The sequence below is a fragment of the Austwickia sp. genome (assembly GCA_016699675.1).
Classification (GTDB): domain Bacteria; phylum Actinomycetota; class Actinomycetes; order Actinomycetales; family Dermatophilaceae; genus Austwickia.
Window position 1 is genome coordinate 3,315,131 of the sequence record CP064985.1, and the last position, 22,041, is coordinate 3,337,171.

Consider the following 22,041-nt stretch of genomic DNA (forward strand, 5'->3'; position numbering starts at 1 on the left):
ACGGGCATCTCGTGTTCAAGAAGTTCGCTGTTCTCGCGCTCGCCGCGCTGTTCTTCGGCCCGGCGATGCTGCTGCTGGCGATCGGGGTGCTGATGAACCCCGCCGCCATCGCCGCCTGCACCACCGCCGGATCGCTCTCGGTCGGCAACGTCCCCGACAGCCTCACCGTGACGACCGCGGACGGCTACACCTTCACGCTCAACAAGCGCCAGCTCACCCACGCCGCGACGATCATCACGGTCGGAGGACGGATCGACGGGGTAGGCCTGCCTGGCGTGAAGGTCGCGCTGATGGCGGCGCTCACTGAGTCCACGCTGCGGATGCTGTCCAACACCAGCGCCTACCCCGAGTCTGCGAACTATCCCAACGACGGCAACGGCGGCGACCACGACTCCCTCGGGTTGTTCCAGATGCGCCCGCAATCGGGGTGGGGCTCCGTCGCCGAGTTGATGGACCCGAACTACCAAGCCGCCGCGTTCTTCGGCGGCCCGGCTGGCCCGAACTACCCGAGTCCGCGTGGCCTGCTCGATATTCCCGGCTGGGAGCGGATGGACCCCGGGGAGGCTGCCCAGTCGGTCGAGGTCAGCGCGTTTCCCGACAGGTACCGCAGCTACGCGCCCGTTGCTGATGCGATCCTCGACGCCCTCACTCGTACCGGCGAGCGTGGCGGCCCCGTCGTCGGTGTGGCGGAGTCGTCGCGGGTGGTGTTCCCGCTGCCGGAGGGGACGTGGGTCAAGACCGACGGGTTCGGGCCGCGCATCCATCCGATCACCGGCGAGCACTCCTTCCACACCGGCCTGGACCTGGCCGCCCCGGTCGACACGTCGATCCTCGCCGCCGCAGACGGCACCGTGACCGTCGCCGAGTTCAGCGGCGGCTACGGCGGGCTCATCGTCATCGAGCACACCATCGACGGCCAGACCGTCGCGACCGCCTACGCGCACATGTGGCAGTCCGGCATCCTCGTTCATGTCGGAGACCGCGTGAGCGCCGGACAGCACATCGGCGATGTCGGCTCCTCGGGCATGAGCACGGGCGCGCATCTGCACTTCGAGGTCCGGCCCGGCGGCACCAACGGCGAAGCGATCGACCCGGCGAAGTGGCTAAACGACCACGGCGCGGCGAACCTTCCCGAAGCCGCTTCCGGTCCGGCCGAGGGATGCCAGAGCGGCACGGCTGGCGCGCCGGCCCCGTTGACGGGTGACCCGGATCAGATGGTGGACGACCCCACCAGCAACGGGAAGATCACCGCCCGACTCGCGCACCTCATGGCCCAGACCAAAGCCGCGTTCCCCGACACCGGCTGGGGCTGCTACTCACCGCGCCCCGGCACCAAGTCGGAGCACCCGCTCGGGCGGGCGTGCGACATCACCCTCGGCAACGCCATCGGCCACTACCCGACACCGAGCCAGTTGGAAGCCGGCTGGAAGGTCACCAACTGGATGAAAGACAACGCCGAAGTGCTCGGCGTCGAGTACCTGATCTGGCAAGGCAAAATCTGGTCCCTCGCCCGAGACGACCAGGGGTGGCGGCCCTACAACGGCGGCGGGATGCACGACCCCGGCAACGTCACCGGAGGCCACTATGACCACCTGCACGTCACCGTGAAAGAAAACTAGCAATTATTACGTTAGATGTAATCCGCGACGGCCGGAATCGTGCGTATTCGCTGGTCAGGCAAGGGTACCAGGGGTCACTGATCTGAGCCTTGAACCCGGCTCTTGACCAGGGGAAACGCACCAAGTCTTACGTTAGATGTACTTTTCATACATTAGATGTAAGACTGTTGGAGTGGACTTCGAGGACGGGAACCGCGCCGGATCGGTGACGGCGTTGCGGGCGGGCAACGTGGCGTTGCTGCGTCCGGCGGAGCAGGTCTTCGATGACATGCTCACGGGCTGGTCGGCGCAGCAGGTCTCACGGATGCTGAACCCCAAGACGATCGGGGCGCGCTTGTCGCAGGTGCGCCGGTTCGCCGTGTTCTGCGGGAGCTTGCCGTGGGAGTGGTCGCCCGCCGATGTCGAGGAGTGGACGACCGAGCTGGTCTCCGGCGACAAGCCGTGCTCGCACGGCACGATCCGCTCGTATCAGAACGCGGTCGCGTTGTTCTGCGACTACCTGACCGACCGCCGCTACGGCTGGATGGAGCGATGCGAGGAACTGTTCGGCGCTCATCCGGTGCAGGTCTGCCATGAGTGGAACACCGCGACCCACACCAGCGATCACGAGGCACGCCCGGCGGTCCGGCCACTGTCGCGGGAAGAGGTACAAGCCTTCTTCGACTACGCCGACGATCGCGCCGACCATGCTCGCACGCGCGGAAAGAAGGGCTGGAAGTCGGTGTTCCGCGACGCGACCCTGTTCAAGATGATCTACGCCTTCGGGCTGCGCCGCCGCGAGGTCGGGATGCTGGACCTGCATGACTTCACCCGCAACCCGACCGCGATCGAGTTCGGCCGGTTCGGGGTCTGCAACGTCCGCTGGGGCAAGGCCAGCAAAGGCTCCCCGCCCCGTCGGCGGGCGGTGCTGGCGGTGTTCGACTGGACCCGCCCAGTGATCGAGGAATACGTCACCGACGTGCTGCCGCTGTTCGACACGGCAGGCGCCGGGATGCTGTGGCCGACCGAACGACAATCCAGGATCACGGGCAGCTACATCGGGATGAGGTTCGCCGAGTACCGCGACGACCTCGGCTTCGACGCCGCGCTGCACCCGCACTGTCTGCGGCACTCGTATGTGACCCATCTGATCGAGGACGGCTTCGACCCGCTGTTCGTGCAGCAGCAGGTCGGGCACCGGTGGGGATCGACCACAGCCCTCTACACCGGCGTCTCGGGCGACTACCGCAACCGCACCCTGCGCCGCGCCCTGGACGCCGCGTTCACCCCACCGACCGCAACCGAGGAAGGATCACGCTGATGACGAAGACCGTCGCCTACCACTGGCACCTGCGCAAGATCATGAACGAGCACGGCATGAACGCCACCACCGAACTGGTGCCGCTGCTGGCCGACCGGGGCGTGGTGATGACCTCGACCCAGGTCTACCGGATCGTCACCGGCGAGCCGGAGCGGTTGAACATGCGGCTGCTCGCCGCGCTCTGCGACATCCTCGACGTCACCCCCAACGACCTGATCGAGCCCTACGTCGCCACCAGCTCGCGGCGCGGACGCAAGACCGGCACCACCGGCACCAGCACGCAGTCCAAGCCCAGCCGGAACCGTCCAACTCGCGCAGTCATCAAGCCTGCTGGGGACTGACCGGACCAGATGGCGAGCACGATCGTCCCCGGTGAGTGTTTCCGCTGCGGACGGGTGAGGAACCTGCGCTGGAACCACACACTCAACCGGGGTGAGTGTCGGGCTTGCCGCGCCCGCCGCTCACCCCAGGAGACCTGCACCGGCTGCGGCAGGCAGCGGCGAGTCAACGCCCGCACCAGCGACGGCGGCGCTATCTGCACCACCTGCTACGCCCGAAACCGCGCCGGTGAGGATGCTTGCGAGGGATGCGGCACTATCGGCCCGCTCGCCACCCGAGCTGGCGGGAAGTCCGATGGATCGCGGAATCTCTGCGTTCGCTGCTACCGGCACCCGCGTCGGTCCTGCGGCGTCTGCGGCCGGCTCAAGCGAGTCGCGTTGAAAGCGACCGCCGCGAGCCCGGACGTCTGCCCGACCTGCTACCAAGCGCCGGTCATCGACTGCTCCATCTGCGGCCAGCGGTCGCTCGGCCGGCGAACCACCAACCACGGCCGGCCCCGTTGCTTCGCCTGCCAAGCCACCCAGCAGATCGACGCCGCGCTCACCGGCCCGGACGGCACGATCCGACCCGAGCTGAAACCCGTCCGCGATGCCCTGACCGAGCTACGCCAACCCCGCTCGCTGCTGAACAACTGGCACGACTTGCCGAGCCTGCACCTGCTCACCGACATCGCTCAAGGCCGGCTCGACCTGTCACACGATGCTCTCGATGCCCGCCCGCAAGTGTTCTCGGTGACCTACCTGCGCGCGATGCTCGTCGCCTCCGGCGCGTTGCCGCCCCGGGACGAGAACGCCGCCCGGCTACACCGCCACGCCGCCGAAGCCGGCGCCGACATCACCGATCCCGAGCTGCGCGGCGTGCTGTCCCGCTATGCCCGCTGGCACGTCGTCGGCCGCGCCAAGACCAACCGCCACGGCCACCTCACCGCTCATGTCGCCGCACGCTGCCGCAGCGACATTCACACCGCCCACGCCTTTCTCGACGACCTGACCGCGGGCGGTCACACCCTCGACGACTGCCCGCAAGCCTGCGTGGACGCCTGGCTCAGCACGAGCCGCAGCACCCGCCTGGGGTTCGTCCGCTGGCTCACACGAGGCGGCTACCTACCCCGAGTCACGTTGCCCGAACCCGTCGCGGCGAAAGACCCCGCCCATCAGGTTGACGCCGAAGATCAGCTGGCCCTTGCCCGCCGACTCCTGCACGACTCCACCGTCGCCAGCATCGAGGATCGCGCCGCCGCCTGCCTGATCCTGCTCTATGCCCAGCCCGTCGCGAAGATCGCCGCCCTCACCACCGACGACATCGAGGTCCGCGACACGGGAACCTATCTGCGGCTCGGCCGCGAACCGCTGCTGCTGATCCCGCCTCTGGACGGGCTGGTCACCGCGCTACCGGTCGTCAAGCCGTTCGGCACTGCGAGCATCCTGGCTGATGCCCGGTGGCTGTTCACTGGCAAGAACGCGGGCACCCATCTTCATCCCGCTTCACTCATGCGGCGGATGAACCAGCTCGGCATCTTCACCCGCGCCAGCCGGAGCACCGCGCTACTGCACCTGGCCTCCACGACCCCGCCCGCCGTGTTCGCCTCGCTCATCGGCATCCACATCACCACCGCGACCCGCTGGGCTGAACTCACCGGCTCAGCCTGGAACACCTACGCCGCCGCCCGACGCTGACGACCAAGGTCACTCCCGCTCCGTCTGAAGCAAGGTCGCGGTCTGCTCTACCCAGCGTCGTTGCCTGCCCGTCTCGACAGCTCGCCGGTGATAGTGGGAACGGACCCACGCCACCGCGTCTTCTGGCGCGACACCGCTCATCGTTGCCAGCAGCGCCAAAGCCGTCCCGGTCCGCCCGATGCCGCCGCCACACCCGATCTCGACTCGCTCCTCACCGGCACGTTCCCACGCCTCACGCAGCGCCGTCGTCGCGTCGTCGGTCGAGTCCGGTAGCCGGAAGTCTCGCCACCGCACCCAGCGAGGAGGCCAAGGACCAGGCGCTGGGTCACGGCCAAGTAGATAGACCGCGAAATCGGGGGCAGGCACATCGCCGCGCGGCCGGCGCACGCCGACGCCGCGGATGCGTCGCCCGTCGGGCAACACCACCACACCCGGCTCGTCAGTCCATGCGTCCACACTTCAACGCTAGCCCGACGGCGGCGGTCCTGCCTGCGCACCTCGCCAGCATGGATTTCGAACGCTTCGAATACTTGCGATCCCCGGTTGGTGCGTGATGGACGTGTTCCCGGACTTCGACGGCTTGGCGGGGATCGGTGATCTGAAGCAGGTCGTCGGTGCGCTGTTCATGTTCGTGCTCATCATCGCCGTGCTCATGCTGATCGTCTCGGCGATCTGCTGGGCCGTCGCCGCCGCACACGGCAACTACGCCGCCGCCGCCAAGGGCCGGGTCGGCGTGCTCGTCGCCCTCGGAGCCGCCGTCCTCGCCGGCGGCGGGGTGGCGTGGATGAACTGGCTCATCGCCCTCGGCCAACGACTCTGACCCTCGCCCCCTGGCCCGCCCCTTCGGGGGCGGGCCTTCGTCATGGCTGGGCGGGTGCTGGTGGGCGGGGTGCACCTGTGGGCAGAAGCAAACCTCAGCGTGAATGGAGAACGTCGTGATCGACATCGACCCCAATGGCACCGGCCTTCCCGGTATCGAACAGCTCCGCACCATCGTCGGTGCCGTGATGACGGTGGGCCTGATCCTGGCCGTCCTCGCCCTGATCGTCTCAGCGATCGTGTGGGCCTACGGCGCCAACTCCAGCAACCCGCACCTCGCCGGGCGGGGAAAGATCGGCGTCCTCGTGTCCTGCGGCGCAGCGATCATCTGCGGCGCGAGCGTCGCGCTCGTGAACTTCTTCTGGGGCGTCGGCCAAGCCGTCTGAGCGCAGTGCGCGAGGAAGGCAGGTCTTGTCATGGGCATTTGCGATGTCCCGGTGATTTCCACCGTCTGCGACACCGCCGGTGAGGCGGCAGCGTCGCTGGTTTCGGCCCCGTTCGACTGGCTCGCGCAAGCAATGGGCGGCGCGGCCGGCTGGCTGTTCGAGGCCGTCTGGACGGTCTTCGACACCACCACGCTCGTGGACGTGCAGCGGCCCGGGTTCGTGTCGGTATTCAACCTCGTGTTCGGCATCGCCGTGTTCGTGATGCTGCTGTTCTTCGCACTTCAGCTCATCACCGGCATGATCCGCCGCGACCCCACCGCCCTCACCCGGGCCGCGCTCGGCCTGGGGAAATCCGTCCTCGGATCGTTCGTGGTCATCACCCTGGTCGCGCTGCTGCTGGAAATCACCGACCAGCTCTGCGTCGGCATCATCCAAGCCGCCGGCGAAACCACCGAGACAATGGGCGACAAGATCGCCGCCCTCGTCCTGGCCTTGTCCGGGCTGTCCATCGCCGCCCCCGGTGTCGGCGCGATCATCATGATCTTCCTCGCCGGCCTGGCCATCGCATCGGCAGCGATCGTGTGGCTCTCATTGCTGATCCGCAAATCGCTACTGCTCGTCGCGGTCGCCCTCGCCCCGCTGGCGTTCTCCGGTTCGTCGTGGGATGCGGCACGGGGCTGGGTCGGCAAGTGCGCCATGTTCGTCATCGCGCTGATCCTGTCCAAGCTCGTGCTGGTCGTGATCTTCCTCGTCGCGATCACCCAGGTCGCCGCACCCATCGACGTCGACCTGGCCTCGGTGTCCGATCCGCTGTCCGGGATCGTGCTCATGGCGCTGGCCGGGTTCGCTCCGTATCTGACGTATCGGTTCCTCGCGTTCGTCGGCACCGACTACTACGGCCAGGCCGGCGCTGAGGACGACGCCAAGCGGGCCTTGAACCGTCCCATCCCCGTGCCCTCCAAGCCGTCCGGGGATGGGCCGAAGAAGGTACTCGACGGTCAAACCAGCGGCGACGGCGGTGGCGGTTCGGGAGGTGGTGCGGGTGTGCCACCGAAGCCCACCCCGACTGCTGGAAGTGGCGGCGGCGCAAGTTCTGGTGCCGGTGCCGGAGCTAGCGCGAGTGGCGGAGCTAGCGCAGGCGCGGGAGCCGGGGCGGGTGCTGCTGCGGCGGGTCCGGCGGCTGCGGTGGTGGTCGGTGCGCAGGTGGTGAAGGGTGCCGCGACCGCGGGGCCGAAGGCCGGGACGGCGTTGGCGGGTGAGGCCGAGACGGCCGCCGCCGGTGCCGGGCAGACCAGCGCCCTACCGCCGCCATCGACGCCGGCGCCGACCGCTCCACCGAGCCCACGCCCCGCCAGTCCGACCCCGCCCGCGCCCAAGCCGACGAAGGAGTGACCGATGCCCAGTCACGCGAAAGAGACCGCTGCGTCGGGTGAGCTGGTGCCGGTGAAGTTCAGCCGTCTCACTCGCCGCGGGGTGTTGTTGGGGTTGTCGGTCGCTCAGCTCGTCACGCTCGGCATCGGCGGCCTCACGCTGGTCGGCGCGTTCTACGCCGGCGGCGGGATGCTGCTCGCCTACACCGCGCCCATCTGGGTGCTCTGCGCCGCGCTGACCTGGATACCGGTCGGCGGGCGCCCGGTCGTGGAGTGGCTGCCGGTCACGTTCTGGTGGCTGTGGCGGGTCACGGGCGGGCAGTTGCTCTACCGCCGCCGCATCGTCCGGCCCCGGCCGGTCGGCACCCTCGCGCTCCCCGGCGACGCGGCGCGGCTGCGGGAGTTCATCGACCCGGAGAGCGGGGCGTGCATGATCCACGACCCCGACGCCGCCACCCTGACGGTCGTGTGCGAGGTGGCGCATCCGGCGTTCGTCTTGTTGGACCCGGGCGAGCAGGAACGCCGCGTCACGACCTGGGGCCGGGCGTTGGCGACGGTGTGCCGCTCGGGCAGGATCGCAACCTTGCAGGTTCTCGAACGGACCCTGCCGGACTCGGGTACGGGGTTGGCGGAGTGGTGGACCGCGCACGGAACCCCGGACGGCTCTTGGGCCGCCGACACCTACGCCGAGTTGATCGAGCGCGCTGGCCCGGCCGGGGAACGGCACGCCACCACCATCAGCCTGTCACTGGACATGAAAGCGGCCGCCCGACAGATCAGGACCGCCGGTGGCGGCATCAAGGGCGCCGCCGGGGTACTGCGGCAGGAGATGTCCACCCTCGTGTCGGCGCTGCGGTCGGCCGACCTCGCCCCCTCTGGGTGGCTCAACGCCGGACAGATCGCCGTCATCCTCCGATCCGCCTACGATCCCGCGATCGCCTCAGCGTTGGAGCGACACGGACAGATCGGCCGCGACCTCGCCACCGCCGGGCCTGTCGCGGTCACCGAGACCTGGGGCAACCTGCGTACCGACTCCGCCCACCACGCTGTGCTCTGGATATCGGAATGGCCCCGGAGCCTCGTCTATCCCGGTTTCGCTGCCCCGATCCTGCTGTCCACCGGCATCCAACGGGCCGTGTCCCTGATCTACACGCCGATGCGCTCCGACCAGGCCGCCCGCGACATCCGACGCAAGAAGGTCGAATACATCAGCGATGCGGCCCAGCGTGCCCGGCTCGGGCAGATCGAGGACGCCTCACAATCAGCGGAGTTCCAAGACGTGCTACAACAGGAAGCCGACCTCACCGCCGGGCACGGCGTCCTGCGCGTGACCGGACTCATCAGTGTGTCGGCACCGAGCATCGACGACCTCGAAGCCGCCGTCGCCGCGATCACCCAAGCCGCCATCCAGAGCTCCTGCGAGACCCGCCGACTCGTCGGCCAGCAAGCCGCCGCCTTCACCGCCGCCGCGCTGCCCCTGTGCCGGAGGGTGTGACGGCGCTCGCCGCTGGGCGCGATCATCCGCGCCGACTTGCTGCGTCTGTCAGGTGAAGTGCGAGAAACTTGGGTGTGTGAGCGAGATCAACTTTGCGCGGTACCGGGCCTATGTCGACGCGCGGGTCGAGGCGAACAACGCCATGATCGCGCTCCTTGCAGGCTCCCGGCTGGCCGCACACAATCTCCAGCTGCACAGTGGGTCTCCTCATCAGCTCCCCGGACTGTTTCCGGCAGTGAGCGACATTGACCGTTTCAACCTTCTACCAGATCGAGCATCACAGCTCCTACTCGACGCCGATGCGCACCTCGCAGCCGTGGCGATTCCGTACGCACTGGCTGTCTATGAGGCCTTCGTTAAAGATGCAATCGCCATGCTGGACGACGCAGGCTACGCAGTATCACAGGCCTGGGGGGCCTTGAATGCGGGACGCATGCACAGGACCTTCTTCGACGCTGCTGGAGTCGCGGAGCCGGCCGATGTGATCCCTCTCTTCCACGTGTTGCGTTGTGTTCGGAATGCCCAGATTCACCATGCCGGCCATGTGACGCCTGCAGTGACCGAGGTACTGGACTCGTTGACTGATGCGCAGCGCGAGCGATGGGAGCAACTGACGATGGCTCCGCTCGATTCGATGATGAGGGACGGGAAGCTGCACTTCACAATCGGCCATCTGATCGCTGCGTTTGCAGTCACGAAGGAGGGTGCGCGGCGACTCAATGAGGTCCTGGGGCAGAAGCTGAGCAGAGAGACCTGGGCCGGGATCGCCGTCGCCGACTTCGCCGAATCTGCTGAGCACCCGCGCAATAGCAGGCAGTGGAAGCGTGGGCTCTTGGGGTTCGCGCGATTCCATTACCTTGGCGGGCTAAGTCTGAGCGCGGAAGAACTCGAACTAGCGGCACGACAGTCGGGCTACTGGACGGCGACATCGTGGTGAAAAGAACACGGGGGCTCTGTACCCATTGAGCTACATCCGGCTTTGCCGGAGCCAGGAGTCGAACCTGGGTCTCCACTGTTTTTGTGCGAATTGAGGTTCTGACCCTCTAGCCCATCAGTGGCATCCGCTACGTAGTAGACACTCTACCACGGGCTCGGGCGCGTACCTCCTCGTCACACGGCACCAGGAGGTCACCATGCCCACATTCTTCGACTCAACAGCCGACGCTGTCAAGGGACAGTCGGAACTGCCCAGTGGCGGACATGAAAGCTGCCCGCTGACGGTCACGAGATCTGCCCGGTGGTGGCCACGGGATCTACCCAAGGGGGTTGTGGCCACCACCGACCAGGGTGGTCAGTTCAACGGGCTCACCCCTTGACCGGCGAGTGCTTGGGTGAGCCGGACGCTGTCGCCGCTGGTCTGGCAGACGTGGGCGTGGTGGAGCAGTCGGTCCACCGTGGCGGTGGCCAGCGTCTTGGGCATCAGCTCGTCGAACCCAGAGGGGTGGAGGTTCGAGCTGATCGCGACTGACCGCTTCTCATAGGCGGCGTCGACGAGTCTGTAGAGCCCCTCGGCGGCGTCCGCGGCGACCGGCAGCAGGCCGATGTCATCGACGATGACCAGGTCGGCGCGCAGGACCCGGGCGATGGCCTTGGTGACAGTGTCGTCCGCACGGTGCCTTCGGAGTAGGACGCCGAGGTCTTCCAGGGTGAACCAGGCGACCTTCAACCCGGCCTCGACGGCTTGCTGGCCAAGGGCCTCCAGCAGGAACGTCTTCCCGGTGCCCGACGGGCCGCAGACCACGAGGTTCTCGCGGCGGTGGACCCATTCCAGGGTGCGGAGCGCCTGCTGGGTCGGGACTGGGATCGAGGATGCCTCGGGCTGCCACGCGTCGAAGGTCTTCCCGGTGGGGGAAGCCCGCCGACGCTCGCCGGGTGACAAGTGCGGAACGCTCCCGGCCGGCGACCTCCTCGGCGAACAGCGCCTTCAACACCTCGGCGGGCTCCCAGCGTTGGGCTTTCGCGGTTGCGACGACCTCGGGTGCGTGACGACGGATGTGCGGCAGCCGCAACCGGCGCAACAGCTCCTCCAGTTCGGCTGGCAGCGGCGGTGCTGACGCCGTGCTTCTCGTCGTCATCGGGCCACCTCGTTCCCGTCGCGGCCGTCGTGCTGGCCGACCTGTTCACCGAGCCGTGCCCATGCGCTGGTGCCCTGGGTCAGCGAGGAGTCCTCGCTGGCCCGGTGCTCACCGGCTTTCGGTGCTCGGGCGTGGTGGTCCAGGATCGAGGACAGGTCTGCTTCGGCGAACCGGCCGTGCACGGCGGCGTGGCCCAGTGCCCAGTCGACCTCGACGGGGTCGAACAGCTTGGCCAAGCTGAGGGCTTCGGCCATCTTGACGCGCATCCGTGGTGTGCCTGCGGCGGCGGCCTCGATCAGCCACAACCTCGCGCCCTCGCCCAGGTCGAGGAAGTCGGACTCGGCCGGGTTCTTCGCACGGGGCTGGCGGTCCAGTGGCCCGGACGGCTGGGCTGGGAAGTGCTCGTCATCGATCTTCGGGGTGCCGGGTGTGGCCCGGCGGTGGCGGGCGACTTCGAGGGGACCGTCCTGGCCGACGTGGACGATGACGACCCACTCGTCCTCGCCGACACCATGGGCACGGACCCACACCGTCGCACCCAGCAGGGCATGCGGGACCGAGTACTGGCCGGACTCGAACATCACCATCGGTGTGTTGCCCGGCACCACCCGCGTGGTGCCGAACGCGACCGTGTGCGGGGTCATCGGGACCGGGTGCAGCCGGACCCGTTCCTCGGCGAGCATCTCGATCGGTGGCCGACGAGTGACCCGGTGCGCTCGGGTGTTGACCTTCTCGCAGAACTCCACGCACGCCGCCTCGAGCTCGGCGAACGAGGCGTACCCCTCGCGCAGGTTGGTGTCCTTGGGGACCAGGTCGGCCTTGCTGATCTTCACCGACGACTCGGTGCCGCCCTTGGACGCCGGATCGGCCGGGACGCAGGTGTGCACGACCATCGAGTAGTGCTCGGCGAACGCCACCAGCTGCGGATTCCGCACCGGAATTCCGGCGATGTGCTCGACCGTGACGGTCTTCTCGTTGTCGGTCAACACATAGGTCGGCACCCCACCCAGCCGCCGGAACGTCACGTCCAGGGCAGCGAACACCGAGGGCATCGTCTTGTCGCGGATCGGCAACACGACCCGGAACCGCGACCAAGCCAGCCAGGCGACGAACAGCACGGTCTTGACGCCGTCGACGACGGGGCCATCGCCGTAGTCGTACTGCAACCACATCCCCGGCTCAGTCACCCAGGGACGGTGCACCCGCACGTGTCCGGCCCGGTAGGACTTCTTGACCTTCGCGACCGCACGGCGGGTGGTGCGCTCCGACCCTCCGTAGCCCAGGGCGAGCAGCTTCTCGTGCGCCACATCGGCACGGACCTTCCCGACCGACCGCTCGACCCACTCCTCGACCTTGGGCAGATACTCATCGATCAACATCGGCCGCACCGCCGCCGCCGGCAACTCCCCGCCGCCAGCACGGCGATCCACGTACCGCTTCACCGTGTGGTGGGAGCAGCCAGCCAGCTCGCCGGCATCGCGCAACGAACCTGTTAGGTCGTAGGCATCCAACATTTCCATGATCTCCTCGGCAGACTTCAACTCATCCCTTCCTCGGGAGCGATAGGGCGCATCAGCACCGCTCATCGCACCCGAGGAAGGGGCCTCAACCGCGCAGGTCGGCGAGGCAGACGACGTCGTGTCGGGCAGATCCCATGACCGTCAGTGGGCAGTTCTCACGTCCGCCAGCGGGCAGCTTCGTGGCCGTCTCCGGGCAGTTTCTCGTGGCCGCCGACACGACGCCGCTGAGGTATCCGAGGCGCTGCGGGGGTTGGCCCACGCGAGCCGGGACTTCGATCAGCCCGCGCAGATGTACGGGGTAATCGGTGATCTGTCCTCGGGGATGCGCTCGCTGCGGCAGGCGCTCGATCAGATCGCCGATGTTCACGAGCGCAAGGCCGCGCATGCCTTCAACGACGACGGAAGCCACGAGGCAGGAGTGCGAGACGCGCTCGCTGCGGCGGAGGAGTTGCGCCAGGCCGCGAACCTCATCGACCGGGCCTATGACAGGCTCGCGGAAGGGTTCATCTCTGCGGGACGGATCGCCTGGCACCCGGACCCCGCTGTCGAAGAGGCTGAGCTGTCGCGGTGGATCAGTGTCGTGATCTTGCAAGGCGATGAGGCCGAACGGCCGTTGCGCATCCTCGGGGAGCTGGGGCACGTCGACGCGGTGGACTACCTCGCCGAGTGGGACTACGGTGACGAGACCACCGACGCGGCGATGGAGAACGGGTACGTCTACGACGAACCCGGAGAAGGAACCAACGATCGAGTGATGCGCTCAGGCGACTACGCGCTGGTCGTCAACCCCCAGCTCGGCTACGTCTCCCTGCTCCGCCGCCACACCACCACTCCCGAACCCGCCGAGGCGGAGGCGGTCGGCCCGGTGCAGGGTGTGCCGGAACTTCTGGTGTCGTACTCGTCCCCGAACGCCCCGAAGTCGGCGGTCGCACCCCGGCAGGCACAGTCGCAGGGGTCGTGGTTCGAGCCGGCCGCGATCACGACGCTCAAACAGAGCGGCCGCCTCTCACTCTGAACCGTGCCGGTGCCGGTGGTGCACCTGCCCGGCATGAACACCACAGACCCCACGCCCCGCACATCCCGGCAGGCCGGCACGCTCACCCTGACCGTCTGGCCCGAGAGCCCGGTCAGCGAGCACCAGCGGTACGCCTACCGCATCGAAGACGCCACGACCGGGCACAGCCTCGAAGGTCGAGACCTGTTCACCGGAGCCGGTGCGCCCGTCGCACCCGAGCGGGCGCTGCGCGACCCCGCCGGTGAGTCCCGGCAGTACATCATCGACAACCCCGGCAACGCCGCCGAGCACGCGAGCATGTTCCCCGCATGGGCGGCCGAAGCCGCCCGGCAGAACGCCGACGCACTCACCCTCCTGAGCGAAACGCCGCCGCCATCCACGTCGGAGCCGTCGTGGTTCGACCGGCCCGCGATCAGTTCGGACGCTCGCTCGCGGGGGCGGTCGCTGTGAACGAGCGGGAGAAGCTGCACACCTCGGTGCTCGTCGCCCCGGCGTCGGAGCGGCGCAAGTACCGCAAACAGCGCCGGCAGACCGCCGCCCGGCTCGTCGCCGAGCAACGCCACGCCGAGACCGAAGCCGCCAAAGCCAAGGCCGAAGCAGAGCGAGCGGAGCGGCGGGCCACGACGTATCTGCCGAAGGCCGGCGAACCCGGAGCCGCGATGCTGCGAACGCCAGGCCGGCTCCGCCTCCCACGCCATCAAGACACCAGCGCCGTGTTGTCGGCCCAGTATCCGTTCCTCGCCGAAGGCGGCCTCGGCAGCCAAGGGGTATTCGTCGGGCAGGACATGTACTCCGGCGGATCGTTCGTCTATGACCCGTGGGAGTTGTACCGGCGGGGCATCATCACCGCGCCGAACATGATCCTCGCCGGCATTGTGGGTTCGGGAAAGTCGAGCCTGGCCAAGTCGCTCTACACGCGGTCGTTGCCGTTCGGTCGCCGCGTCTACATCGCGTGCGATCCCAAAGGCGAGCACACCGCCGTCGCCGAAGCAGTCGGCGGGAAGGCCATCGTCCTCGGCCACGGGCTCCGCACCCGGCTGAACCCGCTCGATGAAGGCCACCGCTCCTCGGGTCTGTCGGATCGGGAGTGGGCCTCCACGCTGGCGTCGCGGCGTCGTGAGCTGCTGGGCGCGCTCGCGGAGACCGTGCTCGGCAGGGACCTGTCGCCGTTGGAACACACCGCCATCGACACCGCCCTGACCGCGACGGTGCGGGACGCTGAGGTGCCGATCCTGCCGATGGTTGTGGACCGCCTCCTCACCCCATCTGCCGACGAGGATCGGCGGCTGGCCGAAGACGGACGACTCGTCGCGCACGCCCTGCGCCGTCTCGTCGGTGGCGACCTCGCCGGCCTCTTCGACGGGCCAAGCACGGTGAAGTTTGACCCGTCGTTGCCGATGGTGAGCCTCGACCTCAGCCGCGTCGCCGAGAACGCCGCCCTGCTGAGTGTGCTGATGACCTGCGCAAGCGCGTGGATGGAAGCCGCGCTGATGGACCCCGATGGCGGGAAACGCTGGATGATCTACGACGAAGCCTGGCGACTCATGGCCCACCCCGCCCTGCTGCGCCGCATGGATGCGCAATGGCGGCTCGCCCGCCACTACGGCTTGGCCAACATGCTCGTCTTCCACAAGCTGAGCGACCTCGACAACGTGGGCGATCAAGGCTCGGCCATGCGCTCCCTGGCGAACAGCCTGCTCGCCAACGCCGAAACGAGAGTGATCTACCGGCAGGAATCCGACCAGCTCTCCCTGACCGCCAAGACCCTCGGCCTGACCGGCACCGAACAGCACCTCCTGCCTGGCCTGGGGACCGGGCAAGGGCTGTGGCGGATCAAGGAACGATCCTTCGTCGTCCAGCACCAGATGCACCCCGACGAGCTGGCAATGTTCGACACCACGACCCGCATGATCTAGCGACTCGGCGGGTGCACCTGCCGGGCATGAAGCGAAGCGAACCCGACCAGCCACCCGTCAACATCCCGACCGTCGTTCTCACAGTGCACGAGGACGGCATTCTGACCGCCACCCTCGACGGCGCACCCTTGACGCCGCCTCAGTGGGCGCCACCGTGGCGGCGCGAGTCGTTCCCGCAGATCATCGACCAGGCCAGCAACGACCGCACCCGCCCCATCCGCGTCGAGGTCCGCGAAGCAGACGGCTCGGTGTTCACCGACCTCATCACCGCACGACCCCGCCGCGCCCTCCCCGAACCCGAGCCCGCCGTCGAGGCGAACCCCACGGCGGCACTGCCGGTGTTCCATCAGATCGAGGGCGACGGGTTCGTGCCCGGTGAGGATGTCGCGGTCGCGATCATCACCGGCCACACCGACGCCGCGCACACCGGCACCGCCCGCGCCCTCATCGACCCCACCAACCCGATCCCCGACCACGCAACCGGGCGGATCGAAGTGCTGCTGCTCGGACGCATCTCAGGTGCCGCGGTGATCCGGCGGCTGCCATGACCGAGGGAAGGCAGACCGGATCGTTCGGTGACGAGCTGACCAACGCCGCCATGATCGGCCTGGTCGCCCTCTTCGGAGTCGCACTCGTCCTCCGAGCCACCGGCACCATCACCGCCTGGCTCACCGGCACCCCTCAGCCCGAAGGCGGGCTCGCGGCCGGGGTCGGCGTCCTGTTCCATCCCGGCGACCCCGGCACCGCGTTCGACTCGGACGGCCTGAACCCAGTCGTCTACTGGATCGTCACCGGGGCCATGCTCGCGCTCCTCCTCGCACTCGTGGTCTTCGTGTGGGCGCGGGTTCGCCGCTACACACACCGGGCCGAGCAAGACCCGCGCCGGATGGCCGGGATCGCAACCCGCCACGAAGTCGCCACCGCGGCATCGGAGAAGGCGCTGCTGCGCCGCGCCGGAAGCCTCCGCCCCGGACTGACCGACCCGAAACCGCACGATGTCGGCTACCAGCTCGGCGCGTCGAAAGGGGTGGGCGTGTGGGCGTCGGTCGAGGACTCGATCATGGTCATCGGCCCGCCCCGATCCGGCAAAGGCCTGCACCTGGTGATCCCGGCGATCCTCGACGCACCCGGCGCCGTCGTCGTCACCTCGACTCGGCCCGACAACCTGACCGCGACCATGCGCGCCCGACGCCGCATCGGACCCGTCGCGATCTTCGACCCCCAACACCTGGCCGAAGGCCTGCCCGCCGGTCTGCGCTGGTCACCGATCCGGGGATGTGAGTCGCCACAAACTGCGATGATCCGCGCCACCGGCCTCGCCGCCGGTACCGGTCTGTCCGCGGGCGGGGTCGATTCGGGCGGGTTCTGGGAAGGCAAGACTCGCGCCGCGCTCCAAGCCCTGCTGCACGCGGCGGCGATCGACAACCGGCCTCCGGCCGAGCTGTTCCGCTGGACCCTCGACCCCACCGCGGCGGCGGATGCGGTGGCGATCCTGACCGGCTCCACCCGCGCCGCGACCGGATGGGCCGAGTCGTTGGAGGCGATGATCGACTCCGACCCCCGCACCCGCGACTCGATCTGGCAAGGCGTGTCCCTCGCGCTCGGATCGCTGGCCGACCCGCGAGTCCTCGATGCCGTATCACCGGCCGAGGGAGAAGGGTTCGACCCCGAGGCGTTCATCCGCGATCGCGGCACCCTGTTCTTACTCGCGACGGGCTCGGGGGCGGGGGCATCTGCGGCGCTGGTCGCGGCGTTGGTGGAAGACCTGATCGAGACTGCCCGCCGTCTCGCGGCACGCTCACCGGGCGCGCGGCTCGATCCGCCGATGCTGCTGGCGCTGGACGAGATAGCCAACCTCTCGCCCCTGCCGTCGTTGCCGACGTTGATGGCTGAAGGCGGTGGGTCGGGGATCACGACGATGCCTGTGTTGCAGTCGCTCGCTCAGGCGCGGGAGAAGTGGAACGAGCACCAGGCCAACGCGATCTGGGACGCGAGCATCGTGAAAGTCATCTTCGGTGGTGCGTCGAACTCCCGCGACCTGCAAGACCTGAGCGCGCTCGTTGGGGAACGCGACGAGTACACCGACTCGGTGACGCTGGGCGATCACGGCACGCGCTCCAACCAGCGATCCGTGCGCCGTGTCCCGATCTTCCCGCCCGACCGCATCCGCCGACTGCCCTTCGGCACTGGGGTCGTGCTGCTGCGCTCCGCGCCACCCATCGTCACCGACCTGCACCCGTGGCCCAACCGCTCGGATGCCGGGCAGCTCGCCAGTGACCGCAAGGAGATCGAAGCACTCCTGCGCCGCACCGGCACCTGACCTCGGAGGCGTTCGCGCACCTTCCCGCCACAGCGGCCCAGCACGACGGGCTGCGTGAGCAGACAAGGACGCGATCATGACCATCCACACGCAGGAATCCGTTTCCGGGTTCGTCGCTTCGAGCCCGCAACTGACGCAGACAGAGAAGGGCGACGCAAGGCTCTACTTCCGCTTCGGGCAAGAGCACTTCCGCAAGGAGGACGACGGCTCGTTCACCCAGTTGGAGACCACCTTCCACCACCTGGTGATGTTCGGGCGATCCGCGAACCACGCACACGATCGGTTCCGCAAGGGTGACAACTTCATCGCCGAGGGGTACACCCGCTCGGTCAACTACGAGCGCGACGGCCAGGCCGTCGAGAGCGAAGAGTTCACCGCCAGGAAGATCGGTCACGACACCGCCCGCACCCGCTACGAGGTTAACCGCTCGCCCCGTCGCAACGGACCTGAGCAGGCGGCACCGGCGCGGGACGCCTCGGCGTTCACCAGTCGCGAACCGAGCAGGCAGGCGACCACCGCGCCGGCAATGGGAATGTGAGGGGGCCGTGATGAGCCCCACCGACACGCCCAATGCGTCTGCGGGGGCGGAGGTGCCCGACGACTTCGATGAGCGTCTGGCGTTCGATCCCGGCAGCGATGTGCCCGGGCCGCCGAGGCCGATCAACTGGAACCTGCTGTCGGCCGGCGACCTGGAAGCCGAGCTGCTGGAACTGAACCGCTGGGTCGATTGGCTGCGCCACACCTACGGCCTGCCCGCCAGCGTGATCCCGCCGATGTGGCACCGCCACCCCGAACTGCTCTGGGAACTGTCCGCGCTGCACCTGCACTGGCTGTGTGCCTACGACCCCGAGCAGAACGGCTCCGCACCGCTGGGCTGGCACCGCGACTTCGCCGACGCCCGCCAGCGCCTCCGCGACTGGGTAGCTACCAGCGGCACCCGCCTGGACCGCGACCGCCCAACCCGGCAAACCACCTGGCCCGGCGAAGCACCCGCCGAGCCAGTCGAAGAGGTACCGATCCCCGACCGCGACGAAGACTTCGTGCGCTACGTCCTCGATGAAGTCGCCATGCGCGAGGCCGCTGAGGAAGCGTTCTTCGCTGGCGTCGATCCTGTGACTGGCGAGGTGAAGGATTGATGCCGCGCAAGTACGTCAGGAAGACCAATCGCCGGTCGAGAGAGGAACGGAACCTGTCGGTGCGCGCAGTGCACCGAGAGACCCCCGACCTCGACAAGCTGACCGAGCTGCTGATCCGGTTCGCGCTCCAAGACTCCGGTGAACAGCGAGCCACACGGGAGCGGGAGCGCGGGGCTATGGCCGGTGTCAGCGACTCGTCGTAGAATGAAGGTGTCCGCCGTAGAGGTGGATGTTGTGGTCCTAAACCCCGCTGTCTCGGCGGGCATGCGGACTTGGCCGACCTGGGCCTCGTCATACAGCCTTCGGGCTCTTCTCACAATCAACATTCGCAGTTGACACCTCTGCGGTGGGCGTCTGGACCACCACTCGCGGAGAAGAGCCATGACGACCCCTACCCTCGACCGCGCCGCGGTCGATAGCCTCCTGACCCCATCAGTGCCCACCGGCGGCGCCGTGGCCGTGTCCTACCTGCGCGTCTCCACCAAGGAGCAGGCAGAAAAGGGCGGCACAGACGAGGGATATTCCATCCCTGCCCAGCGCGAAGCGAACCGCCGGAAGGCCGAACAGCTCGGCGCGACCGTGATCGAAGAGTTCGTGGACGCGGGCGAGTCCGCGCGCAAGGCCGACCGGCCCGAACTGATGCGGATGATCCAGTACGTGACCGAGCATCAGGTCAACTACTGCATCGTCCACAAGGTCGACCGGCTCGCTCGCAACCGCGCCGACGACGTGACGATCCACCTCGCGCTACGCGACGCCGGAGTGATGCTCGTGTCCGCGAGCGAGAACATCGACGAGACTCCTTCGGGCATGCTGCTGCACGGCATCATGTCCTCGATTGCCGAGTTCTACTCCCGCAACCTCGCCACCGAGACAATCAAGGGCCTGTCGCAGAAGGCAGCACAAGGCGGCACCATCAACCGGGCACCGATGGGCTACCTCAACGTCGGAGTCCGTGACGAGCGCGGCCGTGAGGTCCGCACGGTGCAGGTCGATCCTGAGCGGGCGGAGCTGGTGACATGGGCGTTCCAGGTGTTCGCCTCGGGCCAGTGGACGACCACGCAGCTCCACCGCGAACTCGTGCGGCGTGGCCTGAACACGCCGCCGTCGCCCAACCGGCCGTCCAAGCCCATCGGATTGTCGAGCGTGCATCGGATTCTCACGAACCCGTACTACAAGGGCGACATCCGCTACAAGGGCGCGACGTACAAGGGCACGCACGAAGCGATCGTGCCGCGCGAGGTTTGGTATCAGGTTCAGTCGGTGCTCGACTCCCACAAGTCCGCCGCCGACGCCACGCAGATTCACGACCACTACTTGAAGGGCACGGTCTACTGCGGCCAGTGCGGCAGCCGGCTCATCATCTGCAACTCCCGCAACCGTCACGGCAAGGTCTACCCGTACTTCGTGTGCTCGGGCCGGCATGGTGGCGCGGGTGACTGCACCCGTCAGGCGGTGCTCATTGAGGATGTGGAGCGGCTGATCGAGTCGTACTACGACCGTATTCAGATCAGGGGCCAAACCCGGCAGAACGTGGCGGGCATGATGCATGCTCAGTTCGACCAGCTCATGGCTGCCGACACCCAGGAGTTGGCCCGGCTCGCCGCCGACCGCGACCGCCTCGACAACGAGCGGGTCAAGCTGCTGCAAGCCCACTACGCCGACGCGGTACCGCTGGACCTGCTCAAGCAGGAGCAAGCCCGGATCGGCGCGGAGCTGGAAACGATCAACAACCGGATCGCGGCCCACCATGATGAGTACGCTGCCGCGCGGGCGAACCTGGAAGATTCGATCGGTCTGCTGGCGAATGTCGCCGGCATCTATCGCCGCTGCGACGACGCGAACCGCCGGCTCTGCAACCAGGCGTTCTTCACCGCGATCTACCTCGATGACGACGTCGAACCGCGCGTCACCTACCAGCAGCCCTACGACGCACTGTGCGATCCCGAGGTGCAGGCGAACGCCCTGAACTGGGCTGCCGAGACACAGAAAAGTGACGAGGTTCAGACCCAAACCGGAGCGGTTCCTCCGGTCGAGGGTTTGAACCTCGCCACATCAGGGTGAGTGACGGGACTTGAACCCGCGACCACCTGGACCACAACCAGGTGCTCTACCAGCTGAGCTACACCCACCAGGGCTGACCGGAGCGGATCGCGCCCGGGCAGCGGCGACTATCGTACCCCGAGACTGGGGGTGCTCCGGACCGGAGCCCCGCCGATGAGTCCGCCACACCTCGGGCGGCGTCAGGTGGGGTCGACGATCTCGTACCGGGCACCCAGCTCGCGGCAGCGGTCGGTGTCCGGTCCGGGGTGCGGCACGAAGACGGCGGCGCGGTAATAACGCAGCTCGGCGATGCTCTCCCGGATGTCGGCGAGGGCGCGGTGGCCGCCGTGCTTGGCGGGGGCATTGAAGTAGGCGCGCGGGTACCAGCGCCGCGACAGTTCCTTGATCGAGGACACGTCGATGATCCGGTAGTGCAGCCAGGACTCCAGCTCCGGCATGTCCCGCGCGAGGAAGCCCCGGTCGGTGGCGACCGTGTTCCCGCCCAGCGGCGCCTTGCCCGCCTCCGGCGCCCAGGCCCGGACGTAGTCCAGCACCTTCTCCTGCGCCGCCTCCAGCGTCATCCCGTCCGCCAGCTCGGCCAGCAGCCCGCTGCTGGTGTGCATGTCCGTCACGAAGTCGCCCATCTGCGCCAGCGCCGCGTCCGGCGGGCGGACGACGACGTCCACCCCGTCGCCCAGCTGGTTCAGCTCGAAGTCCGTGACCAGGGCCGCGACCTCGATCAGCGCGTCGTTCTCCAACGACAGGCCGGTCATCTCGCAGTCGATCCAGACGATCCGGTCCGCCAGCGACTTGTCGTTGGGCTTGGCTGGGCCGTCGGTGGGCTGGGGCTGCGGAGGGGTTGCGTTCGGCGCCGTCGTCACCCCTTCACCTTAGGTGTCCGCCGGGAGCCGACCGGGACGCGGGCGTACGGCGTACCGTGGCCACGCGGTCGCGGCGACCCCGCCCCGCGGACCCGACCGCACGGCCCCCAGCGACCGATCGCCCCCGGAGG

At 68.2% G+C, this 22,041-nt stretch carries 19 protein-coding genes, 1 tRNA gene and 2 pseudogenes; 17 read left to right on the top strand and 5 right to left on the bottom strand.

The window, feature by feature from the left end; genetic code table 11:
* Positions 1–11: 11 nt before the first annotated feature.
* The 4 genes from IPK37_15180 to IPK37_15195 all read left to right on the top strand — a co-directional run bounded on the left by IPK37_15180 (position 12) and on the right by IPK37_15195 (position 4,934).
* Complete coding sequence (locus tag IPK37_15180; protein ID QQS00223.1) at positions 12–1,619, top strand: peptidoglycan DD-metalloendopeptidase family protein; 1,608 nt, start codon at positions 12–14, stop codon at positions 1,617–1,619.
* Positions 1,620–1,791: 172 nt separating this feature from the next.
* Positions 1,792–2,919, top strand: a complete 1,128-nt coding sequence (locus tag IPK37_15185) for a site-specific integrase (GenBank protein ID QQS02922.1) — start codon at positions 1,792–1,794, stop codon at positions 2,917–2,919.
* Positions 2,919–3,260, top strand: coding sequence for a helix-turn-helix transcriptional regulator (locus tag IPK37_15190; GenBank protein ID QQS00224.1), 342 nt, complete (start codon positions 2,919–2,921; stop codon positions 3,258–3,260). Before IPK37_15185 ends, IPK37_15190 begins: the two co-directional genes overlap by 1 nt.
* A gap of 9 nt (positions 3,261–3,269) precedes the next feature.
* Complete coding sequence (locus IPK37_15195; protein QQS00225.1) at positions 3,270–4,934, top strand: hypothetical protein; 1,665 nt, start codon at positions 3,270–3,272, stop codon at positions 4,932–4,934.
* A 9-nt stretch (positions 4,935–4,943) separates the two neighbouring features.
* Here IPK37_15195 and IPK37_15200 read toward each other — a convergent pair whose 3' ends face one another.
* Entirely contained in the window at positions 4,944–5,390 is a 447-nt protein-coding gene (locus tag IPK37_15200) for a protein phosphatase (protein ID QQS00226.1), read from the bottom strand.
* A 97-nt stretch (positions 5,391–5,487) separates the two neighbouring features.
* On the opposite strand from IPK37_15200, the gene IPK37_15205 reads away from it, so the two are divergent.
* The 5 genes from IPK37_15205 to IPK37_15225 all read left to right on the top strand — a co-directional run bounded on the left by IPK37_15205 (position 5,488) and on the right by IPK37_15225 (position 9,941).
* Positions 5,488–5,754, top strand: a complete 267-nt coding sequence (locus IPK37_15205) for a hypothetical protein (protein QQS02923.1) — start codon at positions 5,488–5,490, stop codon at positions 5,752–5,754.
* A 103-nt stretch (positions 5,755–5,857) separates the two neighbouring features.
* Complete coding sequence (locus IPK37_15210; protein QQS00227.1) at positions 5,858–6,139, top strand: hypothetical protein; 282 nt, start codon at positions 5,858–5,860, stop codon at positions 6,137–6,139.
* Between the two features lie 30 nt (positions 6,140–6,169).
* On the top strand, positions 6,170–7,531 hold the full coding sequence (locus IPK37_15215; protein QQS00228.1) for a conjugal transfer protein TrbL: 1,362 nt from the start codon (positions 6,170–6,172) through the stop codon (positions 7,529–7,531).
* A gap of 3 nt (positions 7,532–7,534) precedes the next feature.
* Positions 7,535–9,004: a PrgI family protein gene (locus tag IPK37_15220; GenBank protein QQS00229.1), complete on the top strand. Its 1,470-nt coding sequence runs from the start codon at positions 7,535–7,537 to the stop codon at positions 9,002–9,004.
* A 76-nt stretch (positions 9,005–9,080) separates the two neighbouring features.
* The gene (locus IPK37_15225; protein QQS00230.1) at positions 9,081–9,941 is read left to right on the top strand and encodes a hypothetical protein; all 861 of its coding nucleotides are present in this window, start codon (positions 9,081–9,083) and stop codon (positions 9,939–9,941) included.
* 354 nt (positions 9,942–10,295) lie between these two features.
* Here the strand turns inward: IPK37_15225 and IPK37_15230 are convergent.
* Both IPK37_15230 and IPK37_15235 read right to left on the bottom strand, forming a co-directional pair.
* Positions 10,296–11,079: pseudogene (locus IPK37_15230) on the bottom strand (ATP-binding protein).
* The gene (locus IPK37_15235; GenBank protein ID QQS02924.1) at positions 11,076–12,620 is read right to left on the bottom strand and encodes an IS21 family transposase; all 1,545 of its coding nucleotides are present in this window, start codon (positions 12,618–12,620) and stop codon (positions 11,076–11,078) included. Before IPK37_15235 ends, IPK37_15230 begins: the two are co-directional and overlap by 4 nt.
* Before the next feature lie 220 nt (positions 12,621–12,840).
* On the opposite strand from IPK37_15235, the gene IPK37_15240 reads away from it, so the two are divergent.
* The 8 genes and pseudogenes from IPK37_15240 (at position 12,841) to IPK37_15275 (ending at position 21,050) form a co-directional block, all read left to right on the top strand.
* The gene (locus IPK37_15240; protein QQS02925.1) at positions 12,841–13,614 is read left to right on the top strand and encodes a hypothetical protein; all 774 of its coding nucleotides are present in this window, start codon (positions 12,841–12,843) and stop codon (positions 13,612–13,614) included.
* Between the two features lie 3 nt (positions 13,615–13,617).
* Positions 13,618–14,064, top strand: a complete 447-nt coding sequence (locus IPK37_15245) for a hypothetical protein (protein QQS00231.1) — start codon at positions 13,618–13,620, stop codon at positions 14,062–14,064.
* Positions 14,061–15,530, top strand: a complete 1,470-nt coding sequence (locus IPK37_15250) for an ATP-binding protein (protein ID QQS00232.1) — start codon at positions 14,061–14,063, stop codon at positions 15,528–15,530. Before IPK37_15245 ends, IPK37_15250 begins: the two co-directional genes overlap by 4 nt.
* Before the next feature lie 26 nt (positions 15,531–15,556).
* On the top strand, positions 15,557–16,078 hold the full coding sequence (locus IPK37_15255) for a hypothetical protein (GenBank protein QQS00233.1): 522 nt from the start codon (positions 15,557–15,559) through the stop codon (positions 16,076–16,078).
* Entirely contained in the window at positions 16,075–17,850 is a 1,776-nt protein-coding gene (locus IPK37_15260; protein ID QQS00234.1) for a type IV secretory system conjugative DNA transfer family protein, read from the top strand. Before IPK37_15255 ends, IPK37_15260 begins: the two co-directional genes overlap by 4 nt.
* Before the next feature lie 76 nt (positions 17,851–17,926).
* Positions 17,927–18,388, top strand: a complete 462-nt coding sequence (locus IPK37_15265) for a single-stranded DNA-binding protein (GenBank protein ID QQS00235.1) — start codon at positions 17,927–17,929, stop codon at positions 18,386–18,388.
* Positions 18,389–18,485: 97 nt separating this feature from the next.
* A pseudogene (locus tag IPK37_15270) lies at positions 18,486–18,986 on the top strand (hypothetical protein).
* A gap of 381 nt (positions 18,987–19,367) precedes the next feature.
* Positions 19,368–21,050, top strand: a complete 1,683-nt coding sequence (locus IPK37_15275) for a recombinase family protein (protein ID QQS00236.1) — start codon at positions 19,368–19,370, stop codon at positions 21,048–21,050.
* Here IPK37_15275 and IPK37_15280 read toward each other — a convergent pair.
* A tRNA-His gene (locus IPK37_15280) sits at positions 21,046–21,118 on the bottom strand. The two genes, IPK37_15275 and IPK37_15280, sit on opposite strands and share 5 nt — an antisense overlap.
* 111 nt (positions 21,119–21,229) lie before the next feature.
* Entirely contained in the window at positions 21,230–21,835 is a 606-nt protein-coding gene (gene orn, locus IPK37_15285; GenBank protein ID QQS02926.1) for an oligoribonuclease, read from the bottom strand.
* Between the last annotated feature and the right edge of the window lie 206 nt (positions 21,836–22,041).

Excerpts from the sequence above, each read along its gene's own strand:
- IPK37_15215 (QQS00228.1), top strand. The coding sequence starts at position 6,170 with ATGGGCATTTGCGATGTCCCGGTGATTTCCACCGTCTGCGACACCGCC.
- IPK37_15265 (QQS00235.1), top strand. The coding sequence starts at position 17,927 with ATGACCATCCACACGCAGGAATCCGTTTCCGGGTTCGTCGCTTCGAGC.
- IPK37_15205 (QQS02923.1), top strand. The coding sequence starts at position 5,488 with ATGGACGTGTTCCCGGACTTCGACGGCTTGGCGGGGATCGGTGATCTG.
- IPK37_15210 (QQS00227.1), top strand. The coding sequence starts at position 5,858 with ATGGAGAACGTCGTGATCGACATCGACCCCAATGGCACCGGCCTTCCC.
- IPK37_15275 (QQS00236.1), top strand. The coding sequence starts at position 19,368 with ATGACGACCCCTACCCTCGACCGCGCCGCGGTCGATAGCCTCCTGACC.
- IPK37_15190 (QQS00224.1), top strand. The coding sequence starts at position 2,919 with ATGACGAAGACCGTCGCCTACCACTGGCACCTGCGCAAGATCATGAAC.
- IPK37_15260 (QQS00234.1), top strand. The coding sequence starts at position 16,075 with ATGACCGAGGGAAGGCAGACCGGATCGTTCGGTGACGAGCTGACCAAC.
- IPK37_15195 (QQS00225.1), top strand. The coding sequence starts at position 3,270 with ATGGCGAGCACGATCGTCCCCGGTGAGTGTTTCCGCTGCGGACGGGTG.
- IPK37_15220 (QQS00229.1), top strand. The coding sequence starts at position 7,535 with ATGCCCAGTCACGCGAAAGAGACCGCTGCGTCGGGTGAGCTGGTGCCG.
- IPK37_15255 (QQS00233.1), top strand. The coding sequence starts at position 15,557 with ATGAAGCGAAGCGAACCCGACCAGCCACCCGTCAACATCCCGACCGTC.